The 15,092-nt window shown below is 67.1% G+C and carries 12 protein-coding genes and 2 tRNA genes; 7 read left to right on the top strand and 7 right to left on the bottom strand.

What is annotated here, in order from left to right; genetic code table 11:
- Nucleotides 1-52 precede the first annotated feature (52 nt).
- Nucleotides 53-1,204, bottom strand: a complete 1,152-nt coding sequence (locus AAFF32_RS12600; protein ID WP_342315357.1) for an MFS transporter — start codon at nt 1,202-1,204, stop codon at nt 53-55.
- Nucleotides 1,201-2,520 carry a hypothetical protein gene (locus AAFF32_RS12595; RefSeq protein ID WP_342315356.1) on the bottom strand — a complete coding sequence of 440 codons (1,320 nt, stop codon included), beginning with the start codon at nt 2,518-2,520 and terminating at the stop codon, nt 1,201-1,203. Before AAFF32_RS12595 ends, AAFF32_RS12600 begins: the two co-directional genes overlap by 4 nt.
- Before the next feature lie 352 nt (nt 2,521-2,872).
- Here AAFF32_RS12595 and AAFF32_RS12590 point away from each other — a divergent pair, with 352 nt between their 5' ends.
- Nucleotides 2,873-3,493 carry a hypothetical protein gene (locus AAFF32_RS12590; RefSeq protein WP_216957911.1) on the top strand — a complete coding sequence of 207 codons (621 nt, stop codon included), beginning with the start codon at nt 2,873-2,875 and terminating at the stop codon, nt 3,491-3,493.
- Between the two features lie 86 nt (nt 3,494-3,579).
- Here the strand turns inward: AAFF32_RS12590 and AAFF32_RS12585 are convergent, their stop codons facing one another.
- Nucleotides 3,580-4,221, bottom strand: coding sequence for a response regulator transcription factor (locus AAFF32_RS12585; protein ID WP_342315355.1), 642 nt, complete (start codon nt 4,219-4,221; stop codon nt 3,580-3,582).
- Between the two features lie 155 nt (nt 4,222-4,376).
- On the opposite strand from AAFF32_RS12585, the gene AAFF32_RS12580 reads away from it, so the two are divergent.
- The 5 genes from AAFF32_RS12580 (at nt 4,377) to cueR (ending at nt 10,655) form a co-directional block, all read left to right on the top strand.
- Nucleotides 4,377-4,781, top strand: coding sequence for a CopL family metal-binding regulatory protein (locus AAFF32_RS12580; protein WP_216957916.1), 405 nt, complete (start codon nt 4,377-4,379; stop codon nt 4,779-4,781).
- 95 nt (nt 4,782-4,876) lie between these two features.
- Complete coding sequence (locus AAFF32_RS12575) at nt 4,877-6,691, top strand: copper resistance system multicopper oxidase (RefSeq protein ID WP_342315354.1); 1,815 nt, start codon at nt 4,877-4,879, stop codon at nt 6,689-6,691.
- A complete protein-coding gene (locus tag AAFF32_RS12570) occupies nt 6,688-7,593 on the top strand; it encodes a copper resistance protein B (protein WP_342315353.1) in 906 nt (301 codons plus the stop codon). The genes AAFF32_RS12575 and AAFF32_RS12570 overlap by 4 nt, the downstream gene beginning before the upstream one ends.
- A 140-nt stretch (nt 7,594-7,733) precedes the next feature.
- The gene (locus tag AAFF32_RS12565; RefSeq protein WP_216957922.1) at nt 7,734-10,136 is read left to right on the top strand and encodes a heavy metal translocating P-type ATPase; all 2,403 of its coding nucleotides are present in this window, start codon (nt 7,734-7,736) and stop codon (nt 10,134-10,136) included.
- An 18-nt stretch (nt 10,137-10,154) separates the two neighbouring features.
- Nucleotides 10,155-10,655 carry a Cu(I)-responsive transcriptional regulator gene (gene cueR, locus AAFF32_RS12560; protein ID WP_342315352.1) on the top strand — a complete coding sequence of 167 codons (501 nt, stop codon included), beginning with the start codon at nt 10,155-10,157 and terminating at the stop codon, nt 10,653-10,655.
- 126 nt (nt 10,656-10,781) lie between these two features.
- Here cueR and AAFF32_RS12555 read toward each other — a convergent pair.
- From AAFF32_RS12555 to AAFF32_RS12540, 4 genes are all read right to left on the bottom strand, one after another.
- Nucleotides 10,782-10,857 (bottom strand) — tRNA-Glu (locus AAFF32_RS12555).
- A gap of 42 nt (nt 10,858-10,899) precedes the next feature.
- Nucleotides 10,900-10,975 (bottom strand) — tRNA-Ala (locus AAFF32_RS12550).
- Nucleotides 10,976-11,020: 45 nt separating this feature from the next.
- Nucleotides 11,021-11,539: a DUF1249 domain-containing protein gene (locus tag AAFF32_RS12545; protein ID WP_216957926.1), complete on the bottom strand. Its 519-nt coding sequence runs from the start codon at nt 11,537-11,539 to the stop codon at nt 11,021-11,023.
- 125 nt (nt 11,540-11,664) lie between these two features.
- Nucleotides 11,665-12,486 carry a pyruvate, water dikinase regulatory protein gene (locus AAFF32_RS12540; protein ID WP_216957928.1) on the bottom strand — a complete coding sequence of 274 codons (822 nt, stop codon included), beginning with the start codon at nt 12,484-12,486 and terminating at the stop codon, nt 11,665-11,667.
- 157 nt (nt 12,487-12,643) lie between these two features.
- On the opposite strand from AAFF32_RS12540, the gene ppsA reads away from it, so the two are divergent.
- Nucleotides 12,644-15,025, top strand: a complete 2,382-nt coding sequence (ppsA, locus tag AAFF32_RS12535) for a phosphoenolpyruvate synthase (protein ID WP_216957930.1) — start codon at nt 12,644-12,646, stop codon at nt 15,023-15,025.
- The last annotated feature ends 67 nt before the right edge of the window (nt 15,026-15,092 follow it).

Genomic DNA, 15,092 nt, shown 5'->3' with positions numbered 1-15,092 from the left:
AGGACGCTGATGTGCGGCGTGAAGGCGCGCCTGATGCCCTGCGCCCGCACGATCAGGCCGGCGCCCGGCTCCTCCACGCGAACAGCCCGAACGCGGCGCACGCCGCGGCAGCGAACCACGCAAGCCCATCGCGCGAGAGGTGCATCGCCGCACCGGCCAGCAACGGCCCCAGCAGTGCGCCGATGCCGAACGCCACCGACATGCCGGCGTACACCTGCACCAGCTGGCCTTCCGAATAGCGGCTGCCGACGATCGTCACCACCAGCGTGTAGATGCCGACGAACACACCGCCCCACACGAACAGCAGGGCATGCCCGAGCCAGGCGACGCCGATCGCGAACGGCCACAGCAACGCGCCCAGCGCCGACAGCGCACTGAACGCGAGCACCAGACGGCGACGATCGAACCGATCGCCCAGCCAGCCGATCGGCACCTGCAGCACGATGGCGCCGACGAGCAATGTCGCCACGAGCGCGGTCGCCCCCTGCTCGCTCCAGCCCAGCCGCATCGCGTACATCGGCAGGAACGTGAGGCCGGAGGTTTCCAGCGCGGCATTGAGCGCCGTCGCCGCCATCGCCACGGGCGCATGCCGCAAGAGCCCGACGACACCGCCCGACAACGGCCGATGCGCGAATTGCGGCGACGGCGCGCGGTCGAAGACGACGAACGCACAGGCCGCCATCGCCAGCGCGGCGCCGATCAGGAACGGCACCGCATCGCCGGAGCCCACATGGCCCAGCAGCAGCGGACCGATCGCCAGGCCCACCGACACCGCCGCGGTGTAGATCGCCATGTTCGTCGTGCGCGATGCCTCGTCGCTGAGATGGCTCGTCCAGCTTTCGGTGGTGACCAGCACGCCTTCGGAGCCGATGCCCAGCACGTAGCGAAAGGGAAACCACAGCCATACCCATGCGCTGGCCGGAAACAGCATCAGCACGACACCGACCAGCATCAGCGCCACGATGAGGATCCGCCGCATTCCCCACCGGCTGGCGGCGCGCGGCAGCATCCACGCGACCGTGAGCACGCCCAGCGCATGCATCGCGGCATTCAGGCCGATGAGCACTTCGCCGTGGCCTCGGCGTTGCAGTTCCAGCGCGATCAGCGGAGACGACAATCCGTACGTGATCCCGAACATCGACGCCGCCGCGACGATCGCGATGGCGGTGCGGCGTCGCGCGGGCACGCTGTCCTGCGCCGTCATGCCGCGCGGGCTCCGCGCTGGCGCAGCGCGCCCTGCAGGCGCAGGCGCAGCGGAAGACGGTTCGTGCGGCCCAGGTGCTCGCGTTCGACGACCCGCTTGAGCGCGCGCCCGTAGTCCAGCACGAGGCCGGGCGTCCAGGCCATCGTCACGCCTCGGTGGCGCAGCATCGCCGCCAGCCAGAGGTAGGGATCGAGCAGGAGCAGGAAGAACGCGCGCCAGGGATGGCGGTGGCCGACGCTGCCTTCCAGCGCGCATTCCAGTGCGAGCGAAGCCGCGGTGGAGCAACTGCGGCTGGTGAGGTTGTAGGTGCTGTCCTGGCGGTAGTCGAGCCAGAAGCGGCGCAGCGAGGCTTCGTTGTAGCGGCGGAACTTGACGCGACGATCGGGGGCGCGCCAGTTCGCGACCTCGATCTCGTGGGTTTCGTTCCAGCGGCCGGGCACGTCGTTCTCGGTGCCCGCACGCAACAGGCGGGCGAAGTCGTCGGGCGAGTGGTCGATGTCGACCGCCGGGTACAGACTGATGTAGACGTCAGGGTGCAGTTCGAGTGCGGCATGCCCGGTCGATACCACGCCGTTGCGGTCCACCGCCGCGATGTAACGGTTCACCACCGGACGCGGCACGGGCGACTCGATGGAACCCGTCGCGGTCCACACATACAGCGTGAGTTCGCCCTCGCCTACGCGCTGCTCGCCGTCGCGCAGAACGCCTCGCGAATGCCATGGCCGGGACTGGAACATCGGCAGTTCGGTGATCGACGCGCCCGCCGGCAGGTTGCGGAGCTGCAGCCCGAGCCGCACCAGCGTCAGACCCGAGATGATGAGTGCGACGCTCATGCAGTACGGAATCACGTAACGGTGCGGCCAGGGCCAGTCGGTGAGGATCAGCACGGCGAGCACGATCTCGATGCACGCAGCGAAGATCGCCACCGGCCAGCGCCGGAAGCGCACGACCCAGGCCGATGCGATGCGCAGCAATCCATCGGCGCTGAACACCAGGCCGAACAGCACGCTGTCGGAAATGCCGTGGTCGAACGGCACGTCCATGATCATCAGACCGAACAGCAGGAAGGCGAGCGCGCGCGCGACCAGCGGGGCCTTCGCACGGCGCGAGCTGGCCCAGACGCTCGCCAGCACGAGGACGCTTTCCACCACGAACAGGCCGCCGAGCACATCGGTGGCGATCGCGAGCGCGCCGCTGGATACATCCAGGAACACCAGCGCGCCCAGCGCGATCCACAGCGCGCCCAGCAACGGCAGCAGGCGCCATTGGCGCTTCACTGCCTGGGTTCCGATCAGCAGGATGGCGAGCCGGACCATGCGCGTTTCCCGGGGCGTGCAGGCGTCTCCCGCGCCTGCGGCCGACTGTACACGGCCGCGCGCGATGCGACATGGGTCCTGCGGCGTCCGGGCACTCACCGTTGACGCAGACCGAGCGCGCCAGGGCGCCGTTGGACTGACACCGCCGCCCCTCCCCTGCGCGTCGCGCGCAAGGGCCTCCACGATTTCACGCCACGCGGACAGCCCCGCGCGGGATTGGAAACCTGAACATGGCGCAGCGTACATCCCGCCGCGACGCTGCTGCGTTGACGAATCATTGCGCGGTTCTTCACGCGCGCCGGCATGCCCGATTCCTATAACAAGGTCACACCACACGACAGGAAACGAGCACATGGCACGCACGTCGAAGTTCGATGCAGCCCAGGTCCACGAGTTGCTGCTGCAGGCGCTGGAAACCGAGCGTGGCGGCATCCAGATCTACACCGCCGCGATCAAGGCGGCGCAGAACAAGGACCTTCACAAGGAATGGAAGGAGTATCTGGACGAGACACGCACGCACGAGCAGGTGCTCACGCGTGTGTTCGAGCAATTGGGCATGGACACCGAGGAGCAGAGCCCCGGGCGGGCGATCGTCGCGCAGTTGGGCAAGTCGCTGGTCGAGGCAATCGAAACGGCGATGAAGACCGCCGAGCCGGCCGCCGCCGAACTGGTCGCCGCCGAATGCGTGGTGCTGGCCGAAACCAAGGACCATGCGAACTGGGAACTCATCGGCCAGGTCGCGCAGCAGGCGCGCGCCGACTACGCCGGCATTCTCAAGCAGGCGCACGAGGCGGTCGAGAAGGACGAAGACCATCACCTCTATCACACCAAGGGATGGGCACGTGAGCTGTGGATCCAGTCGTTGGGTTTCCCGGCGGTATTGCCGCCGCCCGAAGAGGTGAAGCAGGTGGAAACCGCCATTGGCGCGTCGCGCGCCGAGCAGTCGCGCGAGGAGATGCTCAAGCGCCACTGATCGCGGAGTGCGCATGGGCCGAAACGACGAAGGCGGCCGGTATCGGCCGCCTTCGCATGGATCACAGGGACAGTGATCGGGAAAAGTTACGAGCCCAGCCCGTGTTCGCGTGCGTAGGCGTAGAACTCCAGATCGCTCTTCACACCGAGCTTGCGCATCGCCTCGACCTTCTGGCTGCTCACGGTCTTCACGCTGCGGTTGAGCTGCCGGGCGATCTCCGACACCGTATGACCCAGCGCGAACAGACGCATGACCTCGCCCTCGCGTTTGGACAGCGTGGAGGTGGCATCGGCCGCGTCGCCCTGCGCGGATTCAATCTGCTTGCGAACCGTGGAGCTGAGGAAGCTGCGGCCTGCCGTGGCAGCGGTCACGGCCATCGGCAGTTCCTTCATCGCGTCGGACTTGCTCACCACGCCGCGTACGTTCTGCAAGCGCGAAATGTTGTTGAGCACGCCGGGGTTGGCGAGTTGGGTGAGCACGACGACGTGGCGCTCCGGCCAACGCCGGCCGAGCAGCTGCAGCAGGCTCAGGCCGTCCGCGGCCTGTTCACCGGGCATGTTGAAATCGGTGACGATCACTTCGCAGTCGGTGCTTTCCAGGACACGAAGCAGCTCATCGGGCGATGTCGCCTCGGCAACGACACGCAGCCCCGGATGCTGTTCCAGAAGCGCCCGCACGCCACTGGAGACGATGGGGTGGTCATCGGCGAGAACAATCTGGAATACCAAGTGGGCTCCTTGCATCATTCCTGGAATACGGTGGCTTCGCCGCCGCATTCGATGCCGGCGGGGGCCGGCCACTTGCATACGCTGGAGTATATACCTGCCCGTTCAGACAACCGTGAGTGGCTCCCCCCTCTATTCAGACACGTTAGACTATGAAAATGTCGCATCTCGTACTCCGTGCGCTGCTCTGCTTGATGCTGGTTCTCAACGGAACCGGTTACACGGCGGCTGCCACGCAGATGGGACTTGCGCATCTGGCAATGAGTGCGCCCGGCGAACAGGCCGCCACACCACCTTGTCATGGCGAATCGTCACACGATGAAGTGGCGGCCATGCATGCGCACGCCGATGACGATTGCGCGACCGCGGGCATGGATGATGGTGCTCCGGACTGCTGCCAATCCTCGCACTGCAACTGCGACTGCCTGCAGCATGCGACCGCCGCCATCGCCATTTTTTCCGTTCCGGCCGGTCTTCCGCCGGAGCGCCATAGGGCACAGCCGCGTCAGATCGATCGCCCGTCTCCGCCGCTGCCGCATCTGCTCCGACCACCTATCGGCTGACTCCGTGCACACCGCAAAGGTGTGCTGATCCGACGTTGCGTTCCCGGCCGCCTCGCGGTCGTGGACCGCATCCTCATGATTCACGGAGCCATCCCATGAAGTTCGATCCACTTCGCCAACGCGCGGCCTCGCCGTCTCGTCGACGTTTCGTCACAGGCCTGGCGGCCGGTGGCGTCGCCACAGGCGCGGGCCTGTGGCATTTGCCCGGCTCGGCCGCTGAGTTCCGGGGGCCCCAACCTCAGACTCTTTCCGGCACGCAGTTCGATCTCGCCATCGATGCAGCGCCGGTCAACCTCACCGGGCGCACGCGACCGGCGGTGACCGTGAACGGCTCGCTGCCGGCGCCCGTGCTGCGCTGGCGCGAAGGCGACACCGTCACCCTTCGCGTCGCCAACCGTTTGCCCGTGGCCAGTTCCGTGCATTGGCACGGCATCCTGCTGCCGGCCAACATGGACGGCGTGCCGGGCCTGAGTTTCGACGGCATCCATCCCGGCGAGACGTTCACGTACCGCTTCGACATCCGTCAGTCCGGTACGTACTGGTATCACAGCCATTCGCTGTTCCAGGAGCAGGCCGGGCTCTACGGCGCCATCGTGATCGATCCGCGTGAACCGGCGCCCTTTGCTTTCGATCGTGAGCACGTGGTGCTGCTGTCCGATTGGACCGACCTGGATCCGGCATCGCTGTTCCGGCGCATGAAGAAGATGGCCGAGCACGACAACTTCTACAAACGCACCGTCGGTGACTTCATCGACGACGTCGCCCGCGACGGCATGTCGGCGACGCTGCGGGACCGCGGCCAGTGGGGGCGCATGCGCATGACGCCCACCGACATCTCCGACATCAACGCACACACCTACACCTACCTGCTCAACGGCCATGCGCCGGCGGGCAACTGGACGGGTCTGTTCCGCAGCGGCGAGAAGGTGCTGCTGCGCTTCATCAATGGCTCGGCGATGACGTATTTCGACGTACGCATCCCCGGCCTGAAGATGACCGTCGTCGCCGCCGACGGCCAGTACATCCATCCGGTCACCGTGGACGAGTTCCGCATCGCCGTGGCGGAAACCTTCGACGTGATCGTCGAACCTTCGGGCCAGGACGCCTACGCGATCTTCGCGCAGGACATGGGCCGCACCGGCTATGCACGCGGCACCCTCGCGGTGCGTCACGGACTGGAAGCGCCGCTTCCCGCGCCCGATCCGCGCCCCATCCTGACGATGGACGACATGGGTCATGGCGGCATGGATCACAACGCGCACGGCGCCAAGGGCATGGAGGGCGGCTGCGGCGCGAACATGGGCATGAAAGACATGGAAGGCGGTTGCGGCGCCAACATGGGGCACGGCACGCACGCGATGGCCGACGGCATGAACGCCATGCCGTCGCATCCGGACAGCGAGCGCAACAATCCGTTGGTGGACATGCAGACGATGTCGCCGGCACCGAAGCTCGACGACCCCGGCATCGGCCTGCGCGACAACGGCCGCACGGTGCTCACCTATGCGGCGATGAAGAGCCTGTTCGACGATCCGGACGGACGCGAGCCTTCGCGCGAGATCGAACTGCACCTCACCGGCCACATGGAGAAGTTCGCCTGGTCGTTCAACGGGCAGAAGTTCATGGATGCCGAGCCGGTCCGTCTCAACTATGGCGAGCGCATGCGCATCGTGCTGGTCAACGACACGATGATGACGCACCCGATCCACCTGCACGGCCTGTGGAGCGACGTCGAGGACGAACAGGGCAACTTCCACTTGCGCAAGCACACGGTCGACATGCCTCCCGGCACCAAACGCAGCTACCGCGTGCGTGCCGACGCGCTGGGCCGCTGGGCCTATCACTGCCACCTGCTGTACCACATGGAAGCCGGGATGATGCGCGAAGTGCGCGTGGAGGAGCGCGCATGAGGCGAACGCACACCCTGCTCGCATTCGTGCTCGCCGCCGGTGCACCGACCGCGTGGGCGCAGCATGCATCCCATGCGCCCACGCCACCGCCGACGACGCACGATCACGATGCGCATCCGGCACCGACCACGCCACCGGCTGATGCGCACGATCACGCGCAGATGGGGCACGCAATGGACGCGCCGCGCGAGCCTGTCGAGCCCATTGCGCCGATCACCGACGCCGATCGTGCCGCTGCGTTTCCTGCGCTCCAACACGACATGCACCATGCCAGCGAGTGGAACAGCTTCGTGCTGATCGATCGGCTGGAAGCCGTCGATCTCGACCACGGCCGAGGCGAAGCCTGGGAAGCACAGGCGTGGTTCGGCACCGATACCGACCGCCTGTGGCTGCGCAGCGAAGGCGAACGAGAGCGCGGTGTGACCGAATCGGCCGATCTGGAGGTGCTGTACGGGCGCAGCGTCTCGGCATGGTGGGACGTGGTGGCCGGCCTGAAGCACGACTTCAAGCCGGGCGACGCGCGCGACTGGGCGGCGATCGGCGTGCAGGGCATGGCGCCGTACAAGTTCGAAGTATCGGCCACGGCCTATGTGGGCGAGCGCGGCGCCACAGCGGCCCGGCTGGAAGCGGAGTACGAACTGCTGCTGACGAACCGCCTCATCCTGCAGCCGCGCGTCGAGGCGACGCTGTACGGGAAGGACGATCCGGACCGTGGAATCGGCTCGGGGCTGTCCTCGCTGGAAGCGGGCCTGCGACTGCGCTACGAGGTGACCCGCCGCTTCGCGCCCTACGTCGGCGTGGGCTGGGAGCGCGCCTACGGCGACACCGCCGACCACCGCCGCGAGGAAGGCGAGCCGGTCGAGGACACACGCCTGCTCGCCGGCCTGCGGCTCTGGTTCTGACCGATGCCCACCACGACGCGCCACCGGCTTCCCACGCCACCCGCCCCAGGCGGGCGGCGGGGAGTTCGGTGGCGCGTTGACCTTCCCATGGTGGGAAGCCAGATCCTTCGCCCATCCGGACCGATTCCGATGGAGCGAGCATGAATCCCGTCGCCGTATCCCCCGCCCCGCTGCGCCTGCCGATTGCGGGCATGACCTGCGCCTCGTGCGCGGGCCGTATCGAACGCAGCCTGGCCGCGCTGCCGGGCGTGCTGCGGGCCAGCGTCAACCTGGCCACCGAGAGCGCCGACGTCATCACCGACGGCAGCGTCGCCCTGCCCCAGCTCACCGAGGCGGTGGTGCGCAGCGGCTATGCGATCCCCGAGCAGTCGATCGAACTGGCCGTCGGCGGCATGACCTGTGCCTCGTGTGCAGGCCGCATCGAGAAGAGCCTGCGCGCCGTACCCGGCGTGATCGAGGCGAGCGTGAATCTCGCCACGGAGCGCGCGCGTGTCCGCGTGCTGCGACACGTGACCGTCGAAAGCCTCGTCGCGGCCGTGGAGGCCGCCGGTTATCGCGCCCAGCGGCCCGATGCGACCTCCGCCGACGCGACGCCCGCACATGCGCACGGCGACGCGGACGCACGCGAGCGCCGCCACCTGTGGCTCGCCGTGGCGCTCTCCCTGCCGCTGGTGCTACCGATGCTGGCGACGCCGTTCGGCGTCCACTGGATGCTGCCGGGCTGGGTGCAGTTCGCGCTGGCGACGCCGGTGCAGTTCTGGCTCGGCGCGCGTTTCTACCGCGCCGGTTGGCGGGCACTGAAGGCCGGCACCGGTAACATGGACCTGCTGGTGGCCCTCGGCACCAGCGCCGGCTACGGGCTGAGCCTCTACCACCTGCTCACTGGCGGTCCTCACGCAGCGCTGTACTTCGAGGCCTCCGCCGTCGTGATCACGCTCGTGCTGCTGGGCAAGTGGCTGGAAGCACGCGCCAAGCGCCAGACCACCGAAGCGATCCGCGCCCTTCAATCCTTGCGCCCCGCCAACGCACGCGTGCGTCGCGATGGCGTTGAAACGCAGGTGCCGATCGGACAGGTCCGCATCGGCGATTTCGTCGTCGTGCTTCCCGGCGAGCGCATCCCGGTGGACGGCCGCATCGTCGAAGGCCGCACGCATGCGGACGAATCGATGATCACCGGCGAATCGCTGCCGGTCGCACGCTTCGAGGGCGATCGCGTGACCGGCGGTGCGATCAACGGCGAAGGCCGCATCGAAGTCGAAACCACGGCGATTGGCGCGGAAAGCGTGCTGGCGCGCATCATCCGCCTGGTCGAGGACGCACAGGCGAAGAAGGCGCCGATCCAGCGGACGGTCGACCGCATCAGCGCGGTGTTCGTGCCGATCGTGGTCGGGATCGCGCTGCTGGCGCTGCTTGGCTGGGGCCTGTCGACCGGCGACTGGAACCGCGCCATTCTCAACGCGGTGGCGGTGCTGGTGATCGCCTGCCCCTGCGCGCTCGGGCTGGCGACGCCGACGGCGATCATGGCCGGCACCGGCGTCGCCGCGCGCGCCGGGATTCTGATCAAGGACGCCGAAGCGCTGGAAACCGCGCACGGCATCGACGTGGTCGCCTTCGACAAGACCGGCACGCTGACCGAAGGCCGTCCCGTGGTCAGCGAGGCGATCGCGCTGGATGGCGACACGAACGCCCTGCTCGCGCAGGCTGCGGCCGTGCAGCGCGGCAGCGAGCACCCACTGGCCCGCGCCGTCGTGCAGGCCGCGGTCGAACTCCCGCAGATGACCGCGCAGGACGTGCAGGCCCTCCCCGGCCGCGGCCTGCGCGGAACGCTCGAACGCCAGACGGTCCTAATCGGCAGCGCCCGGATGATGCACGAAGCCGGCATCGATACCTCGCCGTTGTCCTCGCGCAGCGAGGAGCTGCTGGCGTCGGGAAACACGCTTTCCTGGATCGCGACGGCCGCGCGCGATGAGCCCCCTCGCCTACGCGGCGTCCTCGCCTTCCGCGACACGCCACGCGCCGGTGCCCGCGAGGCCATCGAACGGCTGCATGCCCTGGGCGTGCGCACCGTGATGATCTCCGGCGACAACGCCGGCGCGGCCCATGCGGTCGCCACGCAGCTCGGGATCGACTCAGTGCGCGCCAACGTCTTGCCGGAGGAAAAGGCAGAGGTCATCGCCACGCTGCGCAGCGATGGCACCGTGGCGATGGTGGGCGACGGCATCAACGACGCCCCCGCGCTGGCGGCGGCCGATGTCGGCATTGCGATGGTCAGTGGCACCGACGTGGCCATGCACGCCGCCGGCGTCACGCTCATGCGTGCGGAGCCGGGCCTCGTCGTCGATGCCATCGCGATCTCGCGCCGGACCACACGCAAGATCCACCAGAACCTCTTCTGGGCCTTCGCCTACAACGTCGTCGGCATTCCGCTGGCGGCGTTCGGTCTGCTCGATCCGGTGATCGCCGGCGCTGCCATGGCGCTGTCGTCGGTCAGCGTGATTTCCAACACTTTGCTGCTGCGCCTATGGCGCGCGCATCACCACTGACGCCGCAAGGAGCCACCGATGCCTCGAATGCCACGACCCGAACTCGCCGACGCCCGGCAACAGGGCCTGCACAACATCGGCGAAGCCGCGCAGCTCAGCGGCGTCAGCGCGAAGATGATCCGTCACTACGAAAGCATCGGCCTCATTCCGCCGCCGAGCCGCACGTTCGCCGGCTATCGCCTCTACAACGAAGCCGACGTGCATCGCCTGGGTTTCGTCCGTCGCGCGCGCAGCCTGGGCTTCTCGATCCGGCAGATCGAAGCCTTGCTCGGCCTCTGGGACGACCGCTCGCGCGCAAGCCTGGAAGTGAAGCGGCTCGCGCAGTCGCATGTGGACGAACTCAGCGCAAAGATCGCCGAGATGCAGGCGATGCAACGCACACTGCAGGAGCTGGCCCGCCGCTGCCATGGCGACGACCGACCCGAATGCCCGATCCTCGACGATCTGGCCAAGCGCGCGCACGAGGCCACCGTCGAGCGCACGGCGCCTGCATCGAAGAATGCGAAGCCCGCACGATGAGCGCCCGGCCCGCCATGCGTCACGCAGAAAGTCGGGCATGCGCCTGGCGGACGTGTCGTTGCTGAAACACGGGCACACAAAACGCAACAGGGCCCCGTTTCCGGAGCCCTGCTGCGTTTCACTATTTGGCGTCCCCACGGGGATTCGAACCCCGGTCGCTACCGTGAAAGGGTAATGTCCTAGGCCTCTAGACGATGGGGACAAAACTGGTTTGTAACTTTGCAGCGGCATCTCCGTGAGGAGATGGTGGAGCCAGCCGGGATCGAACCGGCGACCTCCTGCATGCCATGCAGGCGCTCTCCCAGCTGAGCTATGGCCCCACGTGCTGGAAAGACGAAAATTCTAGCGGGCGTTCAGCGATGTCGTCAAGCGTTCGCTGCCAGATTTTTTTCGTCGGTGCCGCCGGAAATGGTCCCGGCGTCAACGGGGCGCAATGTTGCCACACCATGTCCCCGCTCCGCTAGATACTCGAGCCACTTTCCGAGAAACGTGTTCATCCGCGTGCGGTGATCGAGGACTTCCGCCGCCGGCGGGTACATGCCGATGACGTCCTGCCAGCGGCGGCCGACGTAGCAGTTGGTGACTTCCAGCTGGCGCGCATCGTGATAAAGGCGCAGGAACGCGGAAGGGTCCTGCTGGCCGGTGACCGGATCGCGCAGCGCGTACGTCAGACGCAGCTCGGTCGTGTACGGGTGGCGCTCGATCACGTCCAGTTGCAGATCCAGGCCATCACCGACGCTGGAGTGGTAGCTGCCGACCGCCAGCGCCGCGGACGGGAAAAGCCGCTCGAAGCGGACATGGTTTTCAGCGTACAGCCCCATCAGCCAGCCGAAGCGGCTGATCCTGGGAATGCGTGCGCGGCGGGTGGCGAGAGACTGGGACATGAGCATCGATATGGAGACGATGCTACACGGCACAACCTCTTCGCGGCAGCGTTGACGGGGGCCACGGGTCGGCCTACGGTAAGCATTCCCCGCGACGGTTTTTCCAGGCCTTCCGGCCCGGCTGTTCAGAACATCTCGCGGTGGATCCCCAACGTCGTCAGGACCTTGCTCGAGATCTCCTCGATCGAGGTGTTCGTCGTGCTCAACGTCGAGATGCGCTCGGCACGGAACATCGCTTCGGCGGCCGCAACTTCGCGCTTGCAGGTCTCGAACTTCGCATAGCGCGAGTTCGGCCTGCGCTCCTGGCGGATCTGCTGCAAACGCACCGGATCGATGGTCAGGCCGAACAGCTTGTTGCGGTAAGGCCGCAGGCGCGGCGGCAGGCGGTCGTGCTCGAGGTCTTCCTCGGTGAGTGGGTAATTCGCCGCACGCACGCCGTAATGCAGCGCCAGGTACACGCAGGTGGGCGTCTTGCCCGCGCGCGACACCGCGACCAGGATCAGGTCGGCTTCGTCGTAGTCGATGCTCTGTCCATCGTCATGGGTCAACGCGAAGTTCATCGCATTGATGCGGCGATGGTAGGTGTCGAAGTCCGCCATGCCGTGCGCCTGGCCGATGCGGCGCTCGCGGGTCTGGTGCAGCTCGCGCTCCAGCGGTTCGATGAAGGGCGCGAACACGTCCAGCATCAGCGCCCCGCTCTCGGCCAAGGCCGTGCTCACTTCGGCGTCCATGCAGGAGTTGATGACCACCGGTCGCACGCCGTAGGCCTCGGCTGCGGCCCGGATCTTCTCGCCCACTTCACGCGCCCGCTCCACGCTGTCCACGAACGGAATGCGGTCGGTCACGAAGCGCGTCTGGGTGAACTGGGTCAACAGGCTGTGGCCGATGGTCTCGGCAGTGATACCGGTACCATCGGAGACATAGAACACGGGACGCACGCCTGCCATCGGGTTTTCTCCTGAACTCGCCGTTCACAATACAAAAAACGCCGATGAATCAAGCTTGTATGCCCTCGGCGTGCAGGCGATCATATCCGGATCGCCGCGCACCACGCGCCCGGGTGCGTTGCCGTCCCTCTTACCAGATCGTCTGGAGATCGCCCGCTTGAACGAGAACATCCTCTGGCTGCACGCGTTGCGGCTCACCGATCTGGCCCGCGTCGGCGGCAAGAATTCTTCGCTGGGCGAGATGATCGGCAACCTCGCCGGGCTCGGCGTCTCCGTTCCCGGTGGCTATGCGACCACCGCCGAGGCCTTCAAGTCCTTCATCGACCACAACAACCTGCACCAGCGGATCTACGACAAGCTGGCCACGCTGGACGTCGAGGACGTTCCGGCGCTGACCGCCGCCGGCGCGGAGATTCGCGGCTGGGTCATCGACGCCCCGCTGCAAGCCGACCTCGACGCCGACATCCGCAAGGCCTACAAGCAGCTGTGCGACGAGAACGGCGGCGGCGACGTCGCCGTGGCCGTGCGCTCCTCGGCGACCGCCGAGGACCTGCCCGATGCCTCGTTCGCCGGCCAGCAGGAGACCTTCCTCAACGTCACCGGCGCCGACGACGTCGTGCACAAGGTCAAGGAAGTCTTCGCCTCGCTCTACAACGACCGCGCGATCGCCTACCGCGTGCACCACGGCTTCAAGCACGAGGACGTGTTCCTGTCCGCCGGCGTGCAGCTGATGGTGCGCTCGAACGTCGGTTCGTCGGGCGTGCTGTTCACGCTGGACACCGAGTCCGGCTTCCGCGACGTCGTCTTCATCACCTCCAGCTACGGCCTGGGCGAGATGGTCGTGCAGGGCGCGGTGAATCCCGACGAGTTCTACGTCTACAAGCCGACGCTGCTGCAGGGAAAGCAGGCCATCCTGCGCCGCGGCATGGGCGCCAAGCAGCTGCGCATGGTGTATTCCGACCAGCCCGGCGAGCGCGTGCGCACCGAAGACACGCCGGCCGAGCTGCGCAACACGTTCTCCATCAGCGATGAAGACGTGCACGAACTCGCCCGCCAGGCGCTCACCATCGAGAAGCACTACGGCCGCCCGATGGACATCGAGTGGGCGAAGGACGGCGTCAGCGGCAAGCTCTTCATCGTGCAGGCGCGCCCGGAGACGGTGAAGTCGCGCGGCCATGCCACGCAGATCGAGCGCTACCAGCTCACCAAGCGCGGCGACGTCGTGTGCGAAGGCCGCGCCATCGGCCAGAAGATCGGCACCGGCGTGGCGCGCGTGGTGCGCTCGCTGGCCGACATGAATCGCGTGCAGCCGGGCGACGTGCTCGTCGCCGACATGACCGACCCCGACTGGGAGCCGGTGATGAAGCGCTCGGCCGCCATCGTCACCAACCGCGGCGGCCGCACCTGCCACGCCGCGATCATCGCGCGTGAGCTGGGCGTGCCTGCCGTCGTCGGCACGGGCAACGCGCTGGACACGATCCAGGACGGCCAGGAAGTCACCGTCAGCTGCGCCGAAGGCGACACCGGCTTCATCTACAACGGCACCCTGCCCTTCGAGCGCCACGTTGCCGATCTCGACAAGATGCCCGAAGCCCCGCTCAAGGTGATGATGAACGTCGCCAACCCCGAGCGCGCGTTCGATTTCGCGATGCTGCCCAACGCCGGCGTCGGCCTGGCGCGCCTGGAAATGATCATCGCCAGCCACATCGGCGTGCATCCCAAGGCGCTGCTCGAATACGACCAGCAGGACGCGGCGACGAAGAAGAAGATCGACGAGAAGATGGCCGGCTACAGCAGCCCGGTCGATTTCTACGTGGATCGCCTGGCCGAAGGCATCGCGACCATCACGGCGTCGTTCGCGCCGCATCCGGTGATCGTGCGCCTGTCGGACTTCAAGTCCAACGAATACGCCAACCTCATCGGCGGTTCGCGTTACGAGCCGCATGAAGAGAACCCGATGATCGGCTTCCGCGGCGCCAGCCGTTACGTCGATCCGAGCTTCAGCGAGGCCTTCGCGCTTGAATGCCGCGCCGTGCTCAAGGTGCGCGAGCAGATGGGTCTGACCAACTGCTGGGTGATGATCCCGTTCGTGCGCACGCTGGACGAAGGCCGCAAGGTCGTCGAAGTCCTGCGCGCCAACGGGCTGGAACAGGGCAAGGGCGGCCTGAAGATCATCATGATGTGCGAAGTGCCGTCCAACGCGTTGCTGGCCGACGAGTTCCTCGACATCTTCGATGGTTTCTCCATCGGTTCGAACGACCTGACGCAGCTCACGCTGGGCCTGGACCGCGACTCGGGCATCGTCGCCAAGCTGTTCGACGAGCGCGATCCGGCGGTGAAGAAGCTGCTGTCGATGGCGATCAAGGCCGCGCGCGCCAAGGGCAAGTACGTCGGCATCTGCGGACAGGGCCCGAGCGATCATCCGGACCTCGCCGAGTGGCTGATGGAGCAAGGCATCGAGTCGGTGTCGCTCAATCCCGATACCGTGGTCGACACCTGGCTGCGATTGGCGAAGGCAAAGGCGAAGGCCGCCGCCTGATGCCGAACGGCGCCATCGCGACCCGCGCCTGAACCATCTGCGACGCCGCGACGCCCCGCTTATGCGG

The organism is Lysobacter sp. FW306-1B-D06B, from assembly GCF_038446665.1.
Taxonomy (GTDB): Bacteria; Pseudomonadota; Gammaproteobacteria; order Xanthomonadales; family Xanthomonadaceae; genus Lysobacter_J.
Note: the sequence above shows the minus strand (reverse complement) of the source record. Positions and strands in the feature narration are given on the sequence as shown.